The sequence below is a fragment of the Paraglaciecola sp. QJM3NY_14 genome (assembly GCF_056173245.1).
Genome location: NZ_CM149664.1, coordinates 2,661,701 through 2,683,569 on the forward strand (window position 1 = coordinate 2,661,701; position 21,869 = coordinate 2,683,569).

13 protein-coding genes are annotated in these 21,869 nt (G+C 46.0%); 10 read left to right on the forward strand and 3 right to left on the reverse strand.

The annotated features are described in order from the left end of the window. Positions 1–8: 8 nt before the first annotated feature. Entirely contained in the window at positions 9–1,736 is a 1,728-nt protein-coding gene (locus AC0VYA_RS11200; protein ID WP_475488295.1) for a cupin domain-containing protein, read from the forward strand. 295 nt (positions 1,737–2,031) lie between these two features. After that, positions 2,032–2,337 (forward strand): hypothetical protein, encoded by a 306-nt coding sequence (locus AC0VYA_RS11205; protein ID WP_475488296.1) that lies wholly within the window; start codon positions 2,032–2,034, stop codon positions 2,335–2,337. 93 nt (positions 2,338–2,430) lie between these two features. Here AC0VYA_RS11205 and AC0VYA_RS11210 read toward each other — a convergent pair whose 3' ends face one another. After that, the gene (locus AC0VYA_RS11210; protein ID WP_011575028.1) at positions 2,431–3,012 is read right to left on the reverse strand and encodes a porin family protein; all 582 of its coding nucleotides are present in this window, start codon (positions 3,010–3,012) and stop codon (positions 2,431–2,433) included. A gap of 542 nt (positions 3,013–3,554) precedes the next feature. Between AC0VYA_RS11210 and AC0VYA_RS11215 the strand changes: the two genes are divergently transcribed. The 7 genes from AC0VYA_RS11215 (at position 3,555) to AC0VYA_RS11245 (ending at position 17,654) form a co-directional block, all read left to right on the forward strand. After that, positions 3,555–4,772 carry an efflux RND transporter periplasmic adaptor subunit gene (locus tag AC0VYA_RS11215; RefSeq protein ID WP_475488297.1) on the forward strand — a complete coding sequence of 406 codons (1,218 nt, stop codon included), beginning with the start codon at positions 3,555–3,557 and terminating at the stop codon, positions 4,770–4,772. Positions 4,773–4,787: 15 nt separating this feature from the next. After that, positions 4,788–8,258: an efflux RND transporter permease subunit gene (locus AC0VYA_RS11220; protein ID WP_475488298.1), complete on the forward strand. Its 3,471-nt coding sequence runs from the start codon at positions 4,788–4,790 to the stop codon at positions 8,256–8,258. After that, positions 8,251–11,373 carry an efflux RND transporter permease subunit gene (locus AC0VYA_RS11225; protein WP_475488299.1) on the forward strand — a complete coding sequence of 1,041 codons (3,123 nt, stop codon included), beginning with the start codon at positions 8,251–8,253 and terminating at the stop codon, positions 11,371–11,373. Before AC0VYA_RS11220 ends, AC0VYA_RS11225 begins: the two co-directional genes overlap by 8 nt. A 91-nt stretch (positions 11,374–11,464) precedes the next feature. Then, positions 11,465–12,481, forward strand: a complete 1,017-nt coding sequence (locus AC0VYA_RS11230) for an aldo/keto reductase (RefSeq protein ID WP_475488300.1) — start codon at positions 11,465–11,467, stop codon at positions 12,479–12,481. A 17-nt stretch (positions 12,482–12,498) separates the two neighbouring features. Beyond that, positions 12,499–13,095, forward strand: coding sequence for an RNA methyltransferase (locus AC0VYA_RS11235; RefSeq protein ID WP_475488301.1), 597 nt, complete (start codon positions 12,499–12,501; stop codon positions 13,093–13,095). Between the two features lie 254 nt (positions 13,096–13,349). Then, positions 13,350–14,573: an efflux RND transporter periplasmic adaptor subunit gene (locus AC0VYA_RS11240; protein ID WP_475488302.1), complete on the forward strand. Its 1,224-nt coding sequence runs from the start codon at positions 13,350–13,352 to the stop codon at positions 14,571–14,573. 12 nt (positions 14,574–14,585) lie between these two features. Then, positions 14,586–17,654, forward strand: a complete 3,069-nt coding sequence (locus AC0VYA_RS11245; RefSeq protein ID WP_475488303.1) for an efflux RND transporter permease subunit — start codon at positions 14,586–14,588, stop codon at positions 17,652–17,654. A gap of 103 nt (positions 17,655–17,757) precedes the next feature. On the opposite strand, the gene AC0VYA_RS11250 is transcribed toward AC0VYA_RS11245, so the two are convergent. After that, complete coding sequence (locus tag AC0VYA_RS11250) at positions 17,758–19,938, reverse strand: molybdopterin-dependent oxidoreductase (RefSeq protein WP_475491062.1); 2,181 nt, start codon at positions 19,936–19,938, stop codon at positions 17,758–17,760. Between the two features lie 112 nt (positions 19,939–20,050). After that, the gene (locus AC0VYA_RS11255) at positions 20,051–20,374 is read right to left on the reverse strand and encodes a DUF1272 domain-containing protein (protein WP_011575037.1); all 324 of its coding nucleotides are present in this window, start codon (positions 20,372–20,374) and stop codon (positions 20,051–20,053) included. 143 nt (positions 20,375–20,517) lie between these two features. On the opposite strand from AC0VYA_RS11255, the gene AC0VYA_RS11260 reads away from it, so the two are divergent. After that, complete coding sequence (locus AC0VYA_RS11260) at positions 20,518–21,816, forward strand: efflux RND transporter periplasmic adaptor subunit (protein WP_475488304.1); 1,299 nt, start codon at positions 20,518–20,520, stop codon at positions 21,814–21,816. The last annotated feature ends 53 nt before the right edge of the window (positions 21,817–21,869 follow it).

The following is a 21,869-nucleotide window of genomic DNA, read 5'->3' on the forward strand; positions in this document are numbered from 1 at the left end:
GTTACATTATGCTAAAAACGTTTTCCAAATCTGCGCTTTGTCTCTCCAGTATCCTTTTTTTAAACCTTGCGTTAACTGCATGTCAAAGCACGACGCTATCATCAACTACATCGCCAACAAGCGCTGCAACCACGTCGCAAGCCGCCACTGAAATCACCCAACCTCTAGAAATTAAAGTCGTTGTGGTCACCATGTTTGAAATTGGCGAAGACGATGACGACAAGCCCGGCGAATTCCAAATGTGGAAAGAAGGCCAAAATCTAGATACCCGCTATGCATTTCCTATGTCACATCACGATATTTACGTGAATAAAGACACCGGCGTTATGGGCATAGTCACGGGTATGGGCACAGCAAAGGCAGCTGCGGCTATCATGGCCTTAGGGTTAGATCCTCGCTTTGATTTAACGCACGCCTATTGGTTAGTCGCTGGCATAGCCGGGGTTGACCCGCAAGATGCCTCAATCGGCTCAGCTGTGTGGGCCAATTGGTTGATTGATGGCGACTTAGCGCATGAAATTGACGCCCGTGAAATTCCTAAAGACTGGAAAAGCGGTTATTTTCCCTTATTTAGCGTAGAGCCTATCAGCGCAGAGCCAACAACGCCGAGCGATGAAAAGGTGCAAGCCATGAATGGTGAGGCTTATCAGCTTAACACTCAGCTAACCAAATGGGCCTATGAGTTAAGTAAAGATACTGCACTAAGCGACTACCCTGCCATGTACGAATTACGTGAAAAATACCTCAATTACCCCAATGCCCGTAAGCGTCCGTTTGTATTAATTGGCGACCACATGGCGGCAGCTACTTTCTGGCATGGAAAATTACTAAATGAATGGGCCAATGATTGGTCAGCCTATTGGAGTAACGGCCAAGCTAACTTTGTGACCTCAGGCATGGAAGACACCGGCAGTTATCAATCGATGATCTATTTGGATAACGCGCAAAAAGCTGACAAGTCGCGTTTTATGGTATTGCGCGCTGCTAGCAACTATTCAATGCAGCCCGACAGTCTAACCGCCGCAAACAACCTTGCCATGGAAAGCGGAGAGAATGGCTATGCTGGAATGCAATCAGCCCTTGAATCTGCCTACAGTGTCGGCAGTGTAGTGGTGAATGATATCATCGCTAATTGGGATATTTACAAAGATGCCCTGCCCTATGAGGCGTCAAAAGTGGCCCCAGATGAAGATACATTAAACGAGATGTTAACCCCGACCACTGAGCCAGTGGATGCCAAACTCAGCGCAGAAGAGCTAATAAAATCGCTTAATCTAACGGGTCATGTGGAAGGCGGCTTTTATCGTCAAACATTCAAAGCGGATCACCGCCCCATGTTAAGCACAGAGCATGGGGAACGCGTCAATATGACATCTATCTACTATTTGCTCAGTGCGAAATCGCCCATCGGTCACTTTCACATGAACCGCTCGGATATTATGCATTACTTCCACGTGGGTGACCCCATTACCTATTATTTGCTCAATCAAGACGGCAGCCTTGAAACTCATATACTCGGCCCTGATCCAACCCAAGGTCATGAGATGCAAATGGTGGTAAAAGGCGGTACGTGGAAAGCATCAAAAATATCCACGACCGGTGATTATGGTTATGGGCTTATTGGCGAAGCCGTCGCGCCGGGTTTTGAATATCAAGACATGCAGTTAGCTGAACAAGCAGAACTTGTCAGCACCTTCCCGCAACACAGCGATTTGATTAAAACCTTAACGCGCTAAGCGGCTCGCCAGTCGCGCTATCATGCAAACGATTTGGCCTAGTTTTCACTGGGCCTTATTATGTTCATTTGCGCTTATTCTCGCCTACTTCCTCTTATTTACACCCACCATTTTTATTGCAACTTATTCTGTGAAGCCTTGTCTCTAATATTACTGTGATAAAGACGGTTATTACCATTAAACACAGAACTCTTAGATTAAAGAATTTTTAGATTAAACCGACTCTACTGCCCGGCATTGCTAAGTAGACAAACCATAGCTTGTTTTATGCCACGAACTGCAAAAGGAACATCTTATGCCCCAGTTTTATCTATCACGTGTTACACAAAGACGTGTTGCTATGCTCATCGCTGGTGTCGCGATGAGCACATTGTTCACGGCCAGCACACATGCCCAACAAATGGGCAGCCCACTTGATTTTGTTAATTCGCAATTAGCTGAACAAATGAAAAATCAGGTACGCGCCATGAGCGACCCTGAGTTAGTAAAGGCGCGAGCACAATTACAAAGAAAGTACTACGAAGCACTTATTGAGGCTGGTTTTAGCAAAGAAGAAGCGATGAAAATTATTATTGCGGCGGCACAAGGAGATGCTAACTAATACCTTTCTACTCGTATAAATACGGTAAACATAAAAAAAGGGCCTGCTTTTAGCAGGCCCTTTTTGCGCATTATTCTCACTGAGTGTTATAACTTAGAAAGTGTACTGCACGGCAACACTGGCGTAATCAACATCGCTGTCGAAGCTGTCGATTTCTGACAAAATGCCGATTTCATCACGTTCAAACTCTAAGTCAAAGCGTGTGTATTCTAAGCGCACATCCCAACCTTCTGACACAGCGAAAGATGCACCCACGCCATAAAACAAGTCATCACCGTCTGTGCTGTCATTCACACCGGCTGCGTTGATGTCAGCGTCCCACCATAACTGTCCGCCTTTAGCGTACACGGTGATATATTCGTTGACTGGCAAACCCGCTTTTAAGCCAAGTGTATAGCCGTCAACTTCGGTGTTGAACGTATCGTTACCGTACTCGCCGAAATCAATGTAACCACCTTCAATCGATACGTATTGGTTAAACTGTGTGCCGATATACACATTGGCTGCGTTATCGTCACGATCAAAGTCTTCATCTCCATCCACATCTACTAAACCATAACCGGCACCTACATAAATACCGTGGTGATCAACACCATCATTCGTCGCAGCAAAGGAAGCACCTGAAGTCATAAGTAAAGAGGTCGCTGCTAGTGTCGTAAGGGTAAATTTTTTCATAGTTTATCTCCGTATTGCTTAATCAAGAGTGTTGGTTACAAAGCAAAGCTATTCACGTTGCTGAACTAGGCTTAAACAAGTGTTATGCCAAACCAATCCTAAGAATATAAATTCGCTAAAATACAATAACTTAACCTTTTACCGCCATATATTAGATAGGCCTTTCACAGCGTTCGCTTGTGAACAAACTGCTTGAGTGCTTGCAACTTTTACTGGCCAAAAAACAACCCGTTCGCTCGCGGTGTTCCGGTGTTTTTCATCTAACCGACAGCATCGATTTGCGCATACTTTGGCTCGTGACGAATAAGTGGGGGTTTACGCCAAACTATCGTTTGTTTGACCTAACCTAAAAAATTAGAAGTCGAGAAAAATCAGATAACACACTGATTTAATTGTAATAAAAGTTAATTTTTTACATGGCACAACTTCTGCTGTGTTAAGAAGAAAACAGACCAAAGCGCTACAAAGTTTACTTAACGCGTCACCACATGGTCTTTACACACATATTTAGCATCATAAAAATAACGATATAGGGGAATAAAATGACGATTAAAACGATACCGTTTATCAGTTTTAACGCACTCACGATACTTACATTACTTATGAGCACTGCACTGCTTTCGGCTTGTGGCGGCGCAGATGCCACCAGCACTGAGCCCGAACAAGCATTGGTCATCTCAGTGCCCGTAGAAGCAGGCGCACTGCATATCGGCGAGATTTCCTCTAATTACACCACCACAGCGGTACTTGAAGCCAAAGAAGAAGCCTACGTAGTCGCCCGCGCTTCGGGCATCATCGAACACATTTACGTAGAAGAAGGTGATTACGTCACCAAAGGTCAAGTACTTGCGCAGTTAGAGCCAGAGCGTTATCGCTTAAACCTCGCACGGGCAAAAGCGGATTTAATTGGCATCGAAAAAGAGTTGGCAAAAATAGACAAGGTGTATAACCAAAAGCTAGTGAGCGACGACACCTACGATAAAATTAGCGCCCAATACGCATCCACTAAGGCGACGTTATCGCTGGCGCAGTTAGACTTAAAAGAAGCCACTATCGTTGCGCCTATTTCTGGTTATATTGCCGCACGTAACGCCAAAGTGGGTAATTTAACCGAATCATTTCAACGTGCTCAAATGTTCCATATCGTCGAACAAAACGAATTACATGGCGTTGTCTACTTACCTGAAAAAGAACTGTCTCGGGTGCATAAAAATCAAGCGGCAAAATTAACCTTAAGTGCATTGCAAGACAGTACGGTCACTGCCTATGTTGAGCGCATCAGCCCAGTCATTGATGCCGCCACTGGCACGTTTAAAGTGACGCTTCGTGTACCAAATGATAAAAAATTGCTTAAAGCCGGTATGTTCGCCCATGTCAGTTTGAATTACGACACCCACCAGCACGCTACTCTTATGCCTCGTAAAGCCATGCTCAGCATTGATAATAAAGTCAATGTGTTTGTGGTAAATCACGGCCTTGCCCACAAACAAGAAATTCAAGTGGGTTATCAAGAGGGTGACTATGTAGAGATACTCAGTGGCTTGAAAGGCAACGAGCATGTGGTGATTACCGGTCATCAAAATTTGAAAGACCAAGCACCTGTAGAAGTGGTTAATGCCGATTCACTTATGCTACAGGCACATTCACCTGTTGAAGAGCCAGTTTCTAGCACTCAAAAGTCCATTGAATTTAACGGTGACGACGCGGGCGAAGCCGCAGATACAGACCCAACAGCCTCAAACGCCGATCACACTCGCTAAGTAAGGACACCTAGCATGAATATTGTTGATATAGCAGTTAAGCGCCCGGTCGCGGTGTGGATGTTCACCTTTGCCATTGTGTTATTTGGCATGGTGTCGCTGTCACGCTTACCCATTAACCTATTACCTGAATTATCCTACCCTACCCTGACTATTCGTACCGATTATGTGGGGGCAGCACCTGGCGAAATCGAACAGCTTGTCTCTAAGCCTATTGAGGAAACCATTGGCGTTGTTAAAGGCGTGCGTAAGGTCACGTCTTCATCTACCTCTGGGCAGTCCGATGTGCTACTGGAGTTTGAATGGGGCACTGACATGGACATGGCAAGTCTAGAGGTACGTGAAAAGCTCGATACCTTAATTTTACCTTTAGACGTTGAAAAGCCTGTGTTGCTGCGTTTCAACCCAAGTTTAGATCCCGTCATGCGCCTCGGTTTCGGTATTGGCAGCATCAGTAATACCGGAAAAAACGTTGACGTCACTCAAAGCGCCGCCCTTGATGTAACTAGCATGAAACGACTGCGGGAGTACGCAGAGCAACAAATTAAGCGTAAGTTAGAATCCATCAGCGGTGTAGCGTCGATCAAACTAGGCGGCGGCTTAGAAAGCGAAATTCACGTATTGGTTGATCAACAAAAGGCCAGTCAATTAGCCATCCCCATGAGCGACATCATCAAACGCTTAAAAGAAGAAAACGTTAATGCTGCAGGTGGGCGTGTCGACGATGGCTCTCAAGCTTACACCGTACGCACCCTTAATCAGTTCACTAGCATACAAGATATGCAAAATGTGTTTGTTGCTCGACGTGACAACAAAAATATCCGCTTAGGTGATATTGCTGTTATTCAAGATGCTTATAAAGAGCGGGATTCAATTACACGGTTCGACGGGTTAGAAGGTGTCGAAATTGCCATTTACAAAGAGGGGGATGCTAATACAGTACAAGTTGCGCAAAATGTAAATGCAGAACTGCGTCAACTAGAAAGCGCATTACCGGCTAACTACAAAATACAGCTGATTTACGACCAGTCAGTATTCATTGCTAATGCCATCGACGATGTAAAATCTGCAGGCATAATAGGCGGCGTGCTGGCGATGGTGGTGTTGTATTTATTTCTACGTAATGTTTGGCCCACCCTCATCATTTCTCTTTCTATTCCTGTGTCTATCATTGCCACGTTCAACCTTATGTATGGCAACAACATCAGCTTGAACATCATGAGTTTGGGCGGTATTGCGTTGGCCATCGGCCTATTGGTCGATAACGCCATTGTCGTGCTTGAAAACATAGAGCGGCACAAGCAAACACAAAGCGATGTTAAACAGGCGGCAGCACAAGGAACGAAACAGGTATCCATGGCGATCATCGCCTCTACCCTTACCACCATGGCGGTATTCTTTCCTTTGGTATTTGTTAAAGGTATCGCCGGTCAATTGTTTGCCGATCAAGCCCTGACCGTTACCTTTGCGTTAGGAGCCTCTTTGCTTGTTGCCTTAACCGTTATTCCTATGTTGGCGGCACGAGCGCGCTCGAAACCCGCTCATGGCGACACGTCCCTAGGTGTAACGGACAACGCTAACACGCATCAGCAAACACCACGCCCGTTAACAAACCCCTTTTATGACACCATTGACTTGTCTGGTGCAGGCTTTGACTCTGACTTTGACCCTAGCCTTAATAACAGCTCTGGTGGTCAGGCTGGTGTTAAAAGTGGCGGCGAACCAAGTGTCACTAAACGGATCTTCGCCACTCTCGCGCTGCCTTTTGTGTGGTTATCCCGTGGGGTGTTTCATTACCTACCCCTTATTTTATCTACAGCAGTACTCATCGTTTTTAGAGCGTTAGCTAAGCTAATGGGCTTTATTTTCAAACCGCTGCTATGGCTATTTGATAAAGGCCTCAACTTCGTGTCTTTTTACTATGCACGCTTACTAAAACTTGCACTGCGGGCACCCGCGTTGCTGCTGGTTGGCATAGTGGCAATGGCCGCCAGCTCATTAATGTTTATTCCGCGGCTCGGTATGGAGCTCATCCCGAGTATGTCTCAGGGGGAATTCTACGTTGAAGTCACGTTACCAAGCGGCACATTGCTCAGCCATACCGATAATACCTTATCCGCATTGTCCGCCTTTACCGAGGCGCAGGACGGCGTAAAACGCACTTATTCATTGGCCGGCACTGGCAGTTTAATGAACGCGTCATCCAACCAGGGCGGCGAAAACTGGGGCAAATTAAATGTTGTGATGCAAAGCAATGCAACAAGTGAGCAACTAAAAAGCCTACAACAGAAAATGCGAGACTACTTACTAAGACAAGCTGGGGTGCAGGCAGAGTTTGGCCAACCTGAATTGTTTAGCTTTGCAGCTCCGTTATCTATCGATTTAGTTGGCTACAACCTCACTAGCTTGGCTAAATACAGCGCAATCTTAGTAGACGCCCTACAACAAGACTCGCGTTTTAGCGATGTCACCAGCTCCCTGCAGCGAGGCACACCAGAGCTTAAAATCACCTTTGATCACGCAAAACTTGCTCAACTAGGCTTAAGTGCACCCCAAGTATCCACACTGATAAACGCCAAAGTCGGTGGTGAAGTGGCAAGCCAGTTCAATTTAGATGATCGCAAAATTGATATTCTGGTGCGCAGCCTCATCACGCAGCGTGATTCAATTGAGGATATAGGGCGCATTATAGTGAATCCTGGGGCACAGCGAGCCATTGCTTTAAATGCCGTAGCGGATTTGAGCATGTCTATTGGACCAAGTGAAATTACCCGCATCGGGCAAGAACGCGTCGCGGTGATATCTGCCAATCTCGCCTATGGTGATTTAGCCCAAGCTGTTGAGATGGCTAATCAACATATTAAAGACATGAACTTACCGTATTCGCTGCAAGCACGAGTGGCCGGGCAAAGCGAAGAGATGAAAACCAGTTTCGCGTCTTTGAAGTTTGCTCTGGCACTGGCTGTCTTCTTAGTGTATTTGGTCATGGCATCTCAATTCGAGTCGCTGTTGCATCCACTATTGATATTGCTCACTGTGCCGCTGGCATGTGCAGGCTCCATATTCGGCTTGTTTATCACTCAAACGAACATCAGCGTGGTGGTGTTTATTGGTCTTATCATGTTGGCAGGTATTGTGGTGAATAATGCGATTGTGCTTATTGACCGCATTAATCAGTTGAGGACAGAGGGCGTAATAAAGACACAGGCCATTATCGAGGCCGCCCACAATCGACTTCGTCCTATATTGATGACAACCTTAACCACTTCCCTAGGGTTACTGCCGATGGCGCTTGGGCTTGGCGAAGGTGCTGAGATGCGCATTCCTATGGCAGTCACCGTGATATTTGGCTTGCTGTTCGCAACGCTGCTCACCTTGTTCTTTATTCCGTGTTTATATGCCCTGTTTGATCGCAAATCAGATGCATTAATGGCGCAAAATGCGCAACCGACGAGCATGACAAACAAGGCGCTAGGTTATGAATAAGCCCGACATGCAACAGAATCAACAAGAGCAAGCCAAATTCGCCGCTGCAGGCGCCAGCTTAGCGGCCTTTGCTATGCGACGCCCCGTGACAATAGGAATGTTGTTCTTGTCCATGTTATTATTTGGCATCTTGGCCTCGCAACTATTACCGCTGGAGAAATTCCCCAGTATTGATATCCCTGAAATAGCCATTCGAATTCCTTATGAAAATGCCACACCGGCTGAAATAGAGAAAATGATCACTCGCCCAGTGGAAGAAGTACTGGCCACCATGTCAGGCATCAAGCGCTTACGTTCGAAGTCAACCGAAGACGCGGCTGAAATACAGCTACAATTTGCCTGGGACGAAAACCTCAAAGCCAAGGGCATTGAAGCCAGAGAAAAGATAGACGCCATTCGCAATGACTTACCTGCAGATGTAGAGCGAATTTTGGTTTATCAATTCAATACCAGTGATTTACCTATTTTCCAGTTGAGGGTATCCAGTGAGCGTGACTTGTCAGATGCCTATGACTTACTTGAGCGCAACCTTAAAATACCCATTGAACGAGTTGCAGGTGTGTCAAAAGTTGAGTTATACGGCGTGCTTAAAAAACAGATCGCTATTCGTATAGATACCCAAAAACAAGCAAGTTTGGGTATTACCAATACGCAACTGCTCAGTGCGCTGCGCCAAGCAAACTTTGCTATGACCACAGGCTCTTTTTACGACCTAGAACAAAAGATAACCATCAATCCACAGGGCGAATTTAGCAAAATAGAAGACATTAACGCGTTGATCATCAAAAAGGGCGTACTGTTAAGTGACATCGCCCGAATCGGTTATGAAAGCCCTAAGCGCACAGAGGGCAGACATTTAGATAGAACCTACGCCGTTGGCTTTAATATCTATAGGGAGTCAAACAGTAACTTGGTCGCGGTGTCCGATGCAGTCATGAAAGTCATTAACCACGCCGATGAGAGTCCTGCCTTTACAGGCATCACACTTTTCGTGATGGATGATGAAGCTGCCAGTGTGACCGAGTCCTTGGGCGATTTACTCAATGCAGGCTTACTCGGTGCACTGCTATCCGTTATGGTGCTGTATACGTTTCTACGAAACTTAACCACAACATTAATCGTTGTTTTATCTGTGCCCTTTTCTATTTGCATCACGTTAGGGTGTATGTACTTTATGGGGTACACCATCAACATACTGTCCATGATGGGTTTGATGCTTGCGGTGGGCATGTTAGTGGATAACGCCGTGGTAGTCACCGAGAGTATTCAACAAGAACGCAATCATTATTCTAACCCAATTGACGCCACAAAAGCTGGTGTGGGTAAAGTCAGCTTGGCGGTGATTGCAGGGACGACCACCACAGCAATAGTATTTTTACCTAACATAATTGGCGTTAAAGTGAATCTCACCATCTTTCTTGAGCATGTGGCCATTGCTATTTGTATTTCATTGTTTGCGTCTTTGCTTATCGCTCAAACCTTGATCCCCCTGCTTACTAGCCGATTATCCAGTGGCCTATCGAGTAAAACCGTGAATGCAACTGCTCAAGCACCTGGCATGGGTAAACTCGCCAAACAATACCAACGCGTCCTTAGCTGGTCTCTAACGCACCGTGGCCTAACGTGTGTTATTGCTCTACTGATACTCGTCAGCACGGCTATTCCTATGCAGTTTGTCACTGGGGATGATGATGACGACAACAACAGTCGGTTATGGCTTAACTATGACATACAAGGCAATTACAGTTTAGCTGAGGTCGAAAAGTCAGTCGACAAAATGGAAGCTTACTTGTACGCCAATCAAGATGCGTTTCAAATTGAGCAGGTCTACACCTATTTTACAGCGGGTGAAGCGACGTCAGCGCTGACCCTAAAAAATGATATGCTAATCTCCAAAGGCGAACTAAAAGAGCGGATCCTCAAAGATATGCCTAAGTTTGCCCGCGCTCGTCCATCCTTTAAGTGGGAAGAAGATAATGGCGGTGGTCTGCAGCTAACCTTATTAGGTGACTCTTCTGCATCCTTAAGTGACGTCGCTGAACGTGTATTACCAGCAATTAAGCGAATTGATGGCCTGACTGACGTGGGAATTGAGGGCAATAATCAGAAATTCGAACTGCAAGTGATTGTCGATCGAAACAAAGCTTATCGTTATGGGTTATCCGCCAGTGATGTTGCCAACACTATTGCCAGTGGTTTACGCGGTACTAACCTTCGTACCTTTAGAGACGCTGAAAGTGGTGAGATTGGGATACGTATGCTGTTCGATGAAGCACTGCAGGAGTCTATTACAGAACTCAAAAACCTCACCATTTCTCGCATTGGTCAGCGAACCATTACGCTAGATATGGTCAGCGAAACCAAAATCGTACCGCGCTTAGCAGAAATCCGCCGTAGTTACCGTCAAACCTCCTTGACTATAGGTGCCAATATGGAAGAGGACGTTACGCTGCAGCAAGCCAAAGAGCGGATCGAAAACGTGATGCAGTACCTCACCCTACCCGATGGCTATAGTTGGACCTTTGATGGCAGTATCGATAGACAAAACCAGAATGAAGCTGTCATGCAAACTAACATGTTATTGGCCATTTGCATGATTTATATCGTAATGGCTGCACTGTTTGAATCACTACTGTTACCCACCGCAGTCATCACCTCATTATTATTCTCACTGACCGGTGTGTTTTGGGCGTTGTTTGTCACAGGCACCGCTATGTCGGTCATGAGCATGATAGGCATGCTGATATTGATGGGAATTGTGGTGAATAACGGCATTGTGCTGGTCGACCGGATCAATCAGTTGATTGGTCAGGGTATAGCAATCAATGCCGCTGTCATTGAAGCATGTTTAACCCGGGTGAGACCTATTTTGATGACAGTTGCGACGACTATTGTTGGCTTAGTGCCATTGGCTGTGGGCAATACCTCTATTGGCGGTGATGGCCCGGCCTATTCCCCTATGGCAATAGCGATCATTGGTGGCTTAACCTTTTCTACCGCGACCAGCTTGGTGCTCGTTCCTCTGGCGTATGTATTACTGCTGCGCATGCGAGCGAAAACCGCACACTTAATAGAGACCTCGAAACAATGGGCGAATAAAGTCGTTAAGATTTAGCGTGGCGATGAAGCCTTTGAATTGTCATACATAAATTGAGAATTCAAAGGCTTTGGTTTAGGCTATCGAAAATTTTTCCAGTCGAGTTGCTATGATCACCCATCAGCCAAACCCTACCTATTTACCAAGCGAAGCCCGCTACCAAAATATGCCCTACAAACGTTGTGGTAAAAGCGGTATTCAACTACCCCGTTTATCCTTAGGTTTATGGCAAAATTTTGGCGAAGTCGATACATACAGCAATGCTCAAGCGATGGTACACAAAGCGTTTGATTTGGGGATCAATCATTTTGATTTAGCCAACAATTATGGCCCTCCCTACGGCTCTGCTGAATCGACCTTTGGCAAGATAATGACAAAGAGCTTAGCGCCGTATCGCGACGAGTTACTGATATCCAGTAAAGCCGGTTACGACATGTGGCCAGGCCCGTTTGGCATTGGTGGCTCACGCAAGTATTTGCTTGCAAGCTGTGACCAAAGCTTAAAGCGCACAGGACTTGAATACTTTGACGTGTTTTATTCCCATCGCTTTGACCCGGACACGCCGCTGGAAGAAACGATGCAAGCCTTAGATTATATCGTGCGCTCGGGACGTGCTTTGTATGTGGGCATTTCAAATTACAGCGCCGAGCAAACTCTACAGGCTATCGCTATTCTTAATGATTTAGGCACGCCATTGTTGGTGCATCAGCCCCGCTATAATATGTTTGACCGTTGGATTGAAGAGGGTTTGACCGATGTGCTTGCGGACAACGGCGTTGGCTCAGTGGTGTTTTCCCCATTAGCCCAGGGCTTTCTAACCAATAAGTATCTTAGGGGTATCCCTGAAGGTTCACGCGCTTCACGCACTGAGCAAATCCATCTGAGCGCTGACCATATCACTCAAGACAAAATAGCAAAGGTGCAAAAGCTCAACAAAGTAGCCATTGAGCGCAATCAGAGTTTAGCGCAGCTTGCATTGGCTTGGGTACTTCAACCCCAGGCTGTGACCTCTGCAATTATCGGCGCTAGCCGAGTGGAACAAATTGAAGACTGCGTAGCCGCTTTGAACAACCTACAATTTAGCCCAGAACAACTTGCCAACATTAACCAGATATTGGCGGGTTAATGGGAATATCGACAGAAATGCAAAATAATATTGATACTGATAGCAAAAACCAAGGCACCGCTGATGGTCAAACTGCAGACGGCAGCGAAGTTAAAAAGGACAGCGTCGCCCTGTGCATTATTAATCCTAAAAGCCCACAAAATATGGGCAGTATTCTGCGTGCAGCCGGATGTTATGGCGCTGATACCATCTACTACACAGGGGAACGTTACGCGCGCGCTCGAGCGTTCAATACCGATACTAAAAATGTCGGTTTAAACATTCCAGTTGAACAGATCACCACACCTGAGCCAGCGCCCGGCATAGCCATGGTGGCTGTCGAATTAGTAGAGGGCGCTACGCCCTTACCTCACTTTAGTCACCCTAAACATGCATACTATGTATTTGGTCCAGAAGATGGCTCTATTGAACAAAGCGTTTTAGATAGATGCCAACATGTGGTGTATGTACCGACTAAAGGCTGCATGAACTTAGCAGCGACGGTGAACGTATTACTTTATGACCGTCTCGCCAAATCGAACAACACCCAATACGGTGACCAAGTGATTGTTGCGAGTCGAGACACCAATAATAGGACCAGTGTGCTAAATAAAGCACAATCACAGGATCAGTAAGCGCCGACAATTAGCGTATTTTATGTGCACAACAGTGGTGATGGTTTACGCACAGCGGGTGTCGGACACCGCGTGTCGGTCACCGCGTATCTCGCTCTTTTCACGCATTAAGCTGGCGATTACGTGGCGTTATACATAGTGAAGGCATATTAGACAGATATTTATTTTAAAGGCGCGCACAGGTTACGCGTAACATAAAGTAGTGTATTTAAGAATAAGTTAACCGTAATAATTTCATTTTCTAGGATGAACACGTGAACAAAACTACATATTTATTTAGCAGCCTAGTACTGAGCATACTCTTTGTGCTCACCGCTTGTTCTGAACAATCAGAGGTTAAGCACGAAGTCATTCGGCCCATTGCCTGGGCAAAGGTAAAAACGCATGACTTGACCCAAGTGCGCAGATTAGCCGGTGCCACTGCCGCAATTGAAAAAGCGTCACTGAGCTTTTTGGTTGGCGGTAAAGTCGATGGTGTATCGGTTAATCTAGGCCAGAAAATCACTAAGGGTCAAGTGCTAGCCACACTCGACCAACGCAGTTTTAATCTTAACTATCAATCCGCTCAAGCGAAATATGCCCAAGCTAGCTCCGCATTGAACGAAGCTGAAAATGAGTATCAGCGCTATAAAGAACTTGTTGAACAAGGGTTGGTATCAAAGTCTGGTTTTGACAACGCAGAAGCAGCGTATAAATCAGCCCTAAGTAACGTTGAAGTCGCTAAAAGTCAGCTTGAACTAGCCACCAAAGACCGACAAGACAGTACCCTTCAAGCACCCTACGATGGCGTTATTACTAAACGTATGATCGAGCCATCACAGCAAATTTCTCCGGGACAAAGCGTATTTGAAGTTGAAGGTCACGGCGGTCTTGAGGTTCATGTGTCAGTACCTGAGAGTTTAATTCAACAATTATCCAACGGTATGATTGTTCCTGTGCGTTTCCCTGCTGCGCCAAATGTTGAACTAACGGGTGTTATCACCGAAGTGGGTACTCGAGCTGAAACCGCAAATGCATTCCCTATCACTATGGTCTTAAACGGCAGTTCACCGCAACTGCGCGCTGGAATGACGGCTGAAGTAGACATCACTTATATCAATGAGACATATGAAAACGCCTTGTCCCAAGTAGGAGATGGTCAAAGCACTGAGGGCCAATCTGCCGATGACCAAAGTGCTAAAGGCAAGAACCTTGGCGGTCAGATGAATGGCGCAAATGTAACGGCGAAAGAAACCATGATCATTCCTGTGTCTGCGTTAGGTGCGGGCTTGAATCAAACTAAGTACGTATTTGTTTATGACGACGCTACGCAAACCGTGTCAAAACGAGACGTAGTGGCCAGCAACATTTTGGGTAATGAGGTCTTTATCGCAAAGGGCCTCAAAGCGCAGGAAATTATCGCTATCGCGGGCGTGTCCTTTCTGCGAGATGGTCAGAAAGTGACCTTGCTCGATGCCAATGTAAAACGCTTCAACTAACGGCTGAGCACTATGAATCTTACGGAATTTTCTTTTAAACATCAGAAATTGGTACTGATGATCGTTGCTATTTTACTTATCAATGGCGTCATCTCCTACTTCACCCTGCCTGCACGTGAAGATCCAAGCATCACTATTCGTGAAGCAATTGTGAGTACTGCGTACCCTGGTATGTCGCCTGATCGTGTCGAGCTATTGATCACCAAAACACTAGAGGAAGAAATCCGCAAAATACCCGAAGTGGAAAAACTACGCTCGTCTTCCTCTACCGGTTTATCCGTTATTCACGTAGAAATATACGACCGTTACTTTAACTTAGATGCAATATGGCAAGACGTGCGCAATAAGGTGGCGCAAGCACAAGCCTCACTTCCAGAAGGAACCAGCGCTCCTTATGTGAATGATGAGTTTGGCGATGTATCAGTACTGACATTGGCACTCACCGCAGATGGTTTTGACTTAAGTAAGATGTTCGACATTTCAAAGCACACCCGGGATACCTTGTATGCGGTAAAAGGTACGAAAAAAATTGAATTACTAGGGGTACAAGATGAGCGCATTTATTTAGAAACGTCTAACGCGAAACTCTCTCAGCTAGGCATTTCTCCCAATGCATTAATGAGCGCACTTCAAACCCAGAATATCATTAGTTCGGGCGGACAAATCGACACAGGCTTATTGTCTTTTATCATTGAGCCTACGGGCAACTTTAGCAGTCTAGAAGACTTAGCCGAAACGTACATAACCATTCCAGGGACCCAAGAGTCAATTGCGCTTAGCGATATTGCCACACTTAATCGAGGCTACGTTGACCCGCCAGATGACTTAGCCTACTTCAATGGCGAGCAAGCCATTGTTTTCGCCATTTCTATGTTGCCTGAATACAATATATTGGAGTATGCCCCTCGCCTCAAAGCCGCCATTGAACAACTTGAAAGTTCTCTGCCTGTTGGATATCAGCTGCATATCGCCACGTACCAAGCCGAGCAAGTGGAAAAAACCGTTCAAGGTGTGTCTATGAACGTACTACAAACGCTCATTATCGTGTTGATTGTGGTGGTGCTCTTTTTAGGCATGCGCACTGGTCTAATCGTTGGCACGATAGTGCCATTTGTCATGCTCTCGACTTTAACTATTATGCAAGTTTTTGACATTCGTTTAGAGCGCATGAGTCTGGCCACGCTCATCATCGCCTTAGGTTTGCTGGTGGATAATGGCATCGTTATCGCTGAGGATTTTAAGCGACGTTTAGAACATGGCGAAGAGCGTTTCAAGGCCATGACCCAAGGCGGTAAAGAACTTGCGGTACCTTTACTCAGTTCATCCGCCACGACTATTTTGTTCTTCTTACCCCTGATGCTCGCTGAGCACGTTGCCGGAGAGTACACGCGTTCGGTATCCTTGGTTATCTTGATCACTTTATTGACCAGCTGGGTGTTGGCGCTATGCGTTACACCACTGTTGTGTTACCACTTTATCAAAGTGGATGAGCCTCAGGGTGGCGCTGATGCACTGGCTTCAAAGAAAGTTACAGGCCGTTACGAATCGTTCTTGCACGTGATCCTGCGCTATAAATTGCTCTTTATGGGCACGCTGTTCGCACTATTAATCGCGTCGGTATTCGCCATGAAAGTGATACCAAAACAGTTTTTTCCTGAATCTGATCGCAACCAATTGATCGTTAACATCGATTTACCCAGCGGCACATCTGAGCGGCAAACTAACACCCAAATGCGCAACATTATGGATTGGCTTGATAATGATTCAGGTTATGACTTTATTGAAAGCCATTCTGCTTATGTTGGTTTCAGCGGGCCACGCTTTGTATTGTCTCTGAGTCCTGAGGATCCCGCCGAGAATAAAGCCTTTATGGTGCTTAATATCAAACCAGATAACGACATCGCCGCATTAGCTATTAAGCTTGATGAAGATCTCGAAAACCATTTCGTCAACATCTCTGTGCGGGCTAAAAAGATGTTCTTGGGCCCGTCTGACTCAAAAACGATTAAAATCCAAGTTAAAGGCCCGGACAAAGACGTCATTTATCAAAAAGCTCAAGAGGTCATGGACCTGCTCTATGATGTGCCAGATACCCGGGACATCCGCAATGACTGGGAAAGTATGATCGCTAAGATTGAAGTGCGGGTTGACCAGCAACGTGCCCGCCGCGCATCAGTTACTTCACAAGACATCGCCAATTCTTTGCAAGCGTATTTCTCTGGTGCATCGGTCACAGAGTTTCGAGAAGAAGATGACATCATCCCTATCATGTTCAGGGCCAGTGACGCCGAGAGGCACAACCTAGACCGTTTACGCTCATTGAATGTGTTCTCTCAAGCCACGGGCAAGGCTATCCCGCTGTTTCAGGTAGCTGAGTTTTCACCGGTAAACCAATACTCGATTATTCAGCGCGAAGACATGTTTACCACTGTCAGTGTTGAGGCCAGAAATAGCCGTATGGCTGCAGAAGATTTAAAAGCAATAATCGATGCAGATATTCAAAAATTAGCCGCTGAGCTGCCGCTAAATCATCACATCGAATACGACGGTGTGATCGTGCAATCACAAGAAGCGCAACAGGCGCTTAGCGCAAGCATGCCAATGGTATTAGGCTTGATTCTGATTTTGTTAGTGGCGCAATTTAACTCATTTAGGCGTGCAGGCATTATTGTATTAACCATGCCTCTGTCCTTTATCGGAGCGGTACTGGGCTTAAGCGTTATGTTTGCACCGTTTGGTTTTATGGTGACCTTGGGCTTGTACAGCTTAGCGGGGATTATCATCAATAACGCAATTGTGTTGATTGATAGAATTGATATTGAGCGACGTGACGGTGCGTCTGATTACGATGCCATAGTGAACGCCTGTATTACTCGGGTCCGGCCTATTGCGATGACCACCATTACTACCGTGGCGGGCCTACTGCCATTGATACTCAGCCACGACCCACTTTTTTATGGCATGGCGTGTGTGATTGCTTTTGGTCTCGCTGTGGGCACGGTGCTGACGTTAGGCGCGGTACCTGTGTTGTACGCTGGATTTTTCAGGGTCTCCCGGGAAGAGTCGGCCAGCGCCGATTAAACAGGTCCCTCGTAGGTATAAAAGTAAAGGGAATGCTTAATGTGAACAAAAAAACCGGCTCACGTACCAGAATAACGTGAGCCGGTCTTTTTATATCTAGCAATTATTCTGGTGGGCTTTCAAGCGCAGCAATGGTCACTGGCACGCCGTTAAGCACTGCATTGCCAGACAATTCATCGAGGCACATTTCATCGGTCAAATCGTTGACACTTACGCCACTGTTTTGCTCAGCTAACGACCAGCTACTACCCGCTTTATTGTGACCCCAGCCATGAGGGATAGAAATCACGCCAGGCATGATCTTTTCAGTTAGCTCAGCGGCAATTTCCACTTGGCCTACCCTAGATGTAACAGTAATAAACTGCCCATCTTTAATATTAAAGCGCGCTGCATCATCTGGATGTATTTGCGCACTGCAACGGGGGTTTTGGCCTTTTTGATTGCTCTTCACGCCTTTCATCATTCTTGGGCTGTTATGTAACCAAGAGTTATTTGATTTCAAGTGACGGCGACCAATCAAATCTAACGTAACTGCTGAACGAGCGTTCAAGGGAGACAAATCACTGAAAAAATGGTGCTCAACTCTAGGCAAATCAGCCATGAAGTAATCAAATGCCATGCTGATTTTTTTGTCTGTGTGATAAATAGCCCCGGGTAACTCAGGTTGTAAAGGGCCTAAGTCGATGCCGTGAGGCTGATCGCGCAAGGTTTGAATACTAATATCGTGCTCGCCATTGGCGTAACGACCGGATTTGAGCATGTCGTCCACCACCCCAGTAGGCTCTTTATCCCACAATTTGGCATAATGCTCAGTGGCTTTACCATTTAGGTGATCGATGCGCTCTGCTAGGCCAAGGTATATTTGCCAATCTGTTTTGGTATCCGCTGGTTGGCTAAATAATGCAGGTGAAAATTTCGCACTGTTACGCACCGCGAAATTATGAAATACCACGTCGTAATGATCCCGCTCTAGAGCGGTGACGGGTGGCAAAATAATATCCGCGTGGCGACTGGTTTCGGTAATGTAGAAATCTACCGCCGCCACAAACTCTAGTTGCTCAAAGGCCTTATCTAGCTGTTTGCCATTTGATGTGGTGAGTACCGGGTTGCCCCCACCTATCACCATGGCTTTAATTTGCCCATCCCCTGGGGTGGTGATTTCTTCTGACAATGCAGCGACAGGATACTCACCCGCAAAGGCTGGCAACTTACGTACACGCGAGCTGTACTTACCCATGGTGCCACGCCCAGAGTGAGGTAAGGTATCTGCCGCAGGTTGGGTGAACATCATGCCGCCTCGGCGGTTGAAGTTACCGGAAAGCATGTTGAACAACATAATAAGGTACTGGGTCAATGTGCCAAAGACTTGCACACTCGCGCCCATTCTGCCGTAACAAAAAGCCGACTTTGCTGCGCAAAACTCGCTCACCATTGTCTCTATTTCTTCGCTGCTTATCCCTACTCTCTTTGCCACTCGCTCTGGTGAGTACGGTTTTACATATGCTTCAACTTGCAGTAAATCCGGAGCGTGCTCTAGTAGCTCTCCTGCATCCACTAAGCCTTTGGCAAATAACGTATGTAACATGGCTAACATCAGCAATACATCACTACCTGGTTTAATAAAGTGATGGTCGCAGCTTATATCTGCCGTTTCTGATTTTTTAGGATCGATCACCACCACCTTGCCGCCACGTTTTTGGATCGCTTTCAAGCGACGTTTAATGTGCGGCACTGTCATGATACTGCCGTTTGAAGCTAGAGGATTACCACCTATGATCATGAAATAATCGGTGTGATCAATGTCACCAATTGGAATTTGCAGCTGATGCCCAAACATCTGTCGACTCACAATATGATGAGGCAATTGATCAACAGAGGTCGCGGAATAGCGATTATGGGTGTTCAAGGCGCGATAGAAATACGGACCAAATAAGATGCTGCCCATATTGTGGGCATTTGGGTTACCTAGGTAGACCCCAACTGCATCTTTACCGTGCTTATGTTGAATGCCATGTAATTTTTCGGCGACCGTATCTAGTGCTTCTTCCCAGCCAATAGGTTCAAAGCCTGAGGCTGTTTTACGCATAGGTTGGCGTAAACGTTGTGGATCGTCGTATAAATCTTTAAGGGCAGCCGCTTTTGGGCATACGTGACCTTCGCTAAAGGGGTTCTTTTTGTCCCCAGCAATGGAGATAATTTCACGTTCCACTGTGGTCACTTCAATGCCACACATGGCTTCGCATAGGGTACAGGTTGAAAAGTGTTTTTGCGGCTGTGCTTGCATCACAACGTTATCCTTTAATTTACGTAAACAGAACGTTATAGATTTAACATCTTATACACAAGCATCATCGAAATTTATTAATCAGTCCTTCAGGCCTTGCTGTATGAGGTTCTCATCTAAACTCGGGGCCGAGTCCTTTGAGCATACTTAACAGTAATTTGTGTTTCTTCAGATCAACAGGTTTATGAATTATCTCGCTACTCGCGGGGTATTGCTCTAAACAATTATGATTAACGAAGTTACGGCTAGGGCGGATCGGCCGATGGGTTAAACCGCCTGCACAATTAGGGCATACATTTGACAATATCTGTTCAACACACACTGCACAAAAGGTGCATTCGAATGAACATATCATGGCATCTTTGGCATCAGGTGGTAATGCTTTGTTGCAGTGCTCGCACGTAGGACGTAGGGCTAACATAATGTTTATTCTCATCCTTTTTTCAAAATGTAAGTAATTGTTATCAAGTTGTATAGACACTCAGGCGCAATTAATTTACCCTTGTGAAACAAGACGTTAAAAGGCTTGGGTCAAGGTGTAAATGTACTCGTCTATGACGAATGTCTCAAGGAACATAATTGAATATAACCGATACAAGTGCACAGGATACCGTGCTCGAAAAACCTTCTTCTAAGAAAAGCCTATGGGTTGTCGTCGCTGTTCTGTTTCTGTGCGCAGCGCTTATTTATGTATTTTGGAGTACGGTACGTAACTGGTCGTCTGCGGATACCAGTCTGTCGATGCGAAATGTGCGGGTAGCCACAGTGACCGTAAAAGACTTTGTACGAGATTTATCCGTCCAAGGTCGTGTTGTTGCCGCCGTTAGCCCTCGTCTTTATAGCCCAGCGCAAGGCACGATCACCTTTGAAGTTGATGCCGGTGACAAAGTAACGAAAGGCCAATTATTGGCAACTATTGAAAGTCCAGAATTAACTAATCAGCTCAAGCAAGAAGAATCTAGCTTACAACGTAATAAGCTGGAATTAGACAGACAACGGATCCAAGGCAAAAAACTCGCCCTAGAGAAACAAAAAGCCGCGGATTTGGCTAAGGTTGCCACCGTAGCAGCAGAGCGTGAAAAGCGCCGCGCCGATAATGCCTATGCCACCCATGCCATAAGTCAAATTGATTTTGAAAAAGCCCAAGACGATTTAAAAAATGCGCAGTTGGTGCTCAAGCATGCATTGCAAGACGCCAGCTTAGATCAAGAAAGCCTCGACTTTGAGTTAAAAACCCAGCAGTTATTGGTACAACGCCAAGCGTTACAGGTATCAGAAACTAAGCGCCAAGTTGATCAGCTTCAAGTGCGCTCTCCTGTGGATGGCATCGTTGGCAACCTTGCGGTGCAACAGAAAAATCAGGTTAGTAAGAATCAACCGATTTTAAGTGTGGTGGATTTATCCGAATTTGAATTAGACGTTGATATCCCCGAGAGTTACGCAGACGACTTAGCAATCGGTATGGATGCACAAGTCAGTTTAAACTCTCAACAATACGCCGCTGTTTTAGTGACTATTTCCCCCGAAATTGAGAATAACCAAGTTGCCGGGCGTGTGCGTTTCGCCAAAGAAAACCATCAAGGCGAAGCCCTAAAGCAACCAGAAGGCCTAAGGCAGAATCAGCGACTGAGCACAAGAATACTCATGGAAAACAAGTCATCTGTGTTAACCCTACCCCGTGGTCAATTTTTACAAAGTGACAATGGTCGCTTTGCCTATGTCATTAAAGACAATATGGCATTACGCCAGCCTATTACGATAGGTGCGCGCAGCTTAAGTGAAGTGGAAATACTGGCCGGTTTGACCGAGGGTGACCAGGTTATTATCTCATCAACCGACGCCCTTGATGGAGCTGAGTCAGTGCTGTTAGCACGCTAGATTCACCAGTTCGTTAACACCACTGTCTTTATGCGATAAACAACAATAACCAC